1 protein-coding gene and 1 pseudogene are annotated in these 632 nt (G+C 62.8%); both read left to right on the forward strand.

Annotated features, from left to right (window positions below):
• A partial coding sequence (locus tag EOA36_RS36605; RefSeq protein WP_189553571.1) for a peptidoglycan-binding domain-containing protein occupies positions 1–291 on the forward strand: 291 nt, incomplete at its 5' end.
• A gap of 31 nt (positions 292–322) precedes the next feature.
• Positions 323–632 (forward strand): annotated as a pseudogene (locus EOA36_RS36610) (DUF459 domain-containing protein); the annotation flags it as partial.

The following is a 632-nucleotide window of genomic DNA, read 5'->3' on the forward strand; positions in this document are numbered from 1 at the left end:
GCCTACAACAATGCCGACAAATACGCGCTCGCTGTCGGTCTGCTTGCCGATGAGATCGCTGGCGGCAACGGCCTGGTGCAGGACTGGCAGCGACCTTTCACCAAGCTCAGCTTCGAGGAAAGGCAGGAGTTGCAGAAGCGACTTTCCCAGCATGGCCTTTATGATGGCAAATTCGACGGCAAGATCGGTGACGGCTCGAAGACGGCCATCATGGCTTATCAGGCGAAGGTTGGCTTGGCCCAGGATGGCTATCCGAGCTTGGAAGTGCTGAAATGGCTCAGGCAAAAATAAAACCTGGCGTAGTTGAGTAGGGAGGGGGCGATTGGTTTGGCCTGCGCGCATCGGGACGGTCGTTCGTCGCACGCCGGTGCTGATTCTGGCCTTCGCCGTGCTCGCCATCGCTGTGGCCGGCGCCGTCCACGCCCCAGCCATGGCGCAGGAGCAGCCGCAGCAGAGCCGCGGCTGGTCGTTGCGCGACCTTCTGTTTCCGCGCCGCAGCGAGCGGGTAGAGCCGCCACTGGACATCCAGAAGGCGATACCCAAGCCGAAGAAGAAACCTCGTGCGCCTCGCCCACCCGAGGAGCCTGCAACGCCCGTGGCCGAAAAAGCGCCGGACGCCCGCACCGTCCTTG

The sequence above is a fragment of the Mesorhizobium sp. M8A.F.Ca.ET.021.01.1.1 genome (assembly GCF_003998025.1).
Taxonomy (GTDB): Bacteria; Pseudomonadota; Alphaproteobacteria; order Rhizobiales; family Rhizobiaceae; genus Mesorhizobium.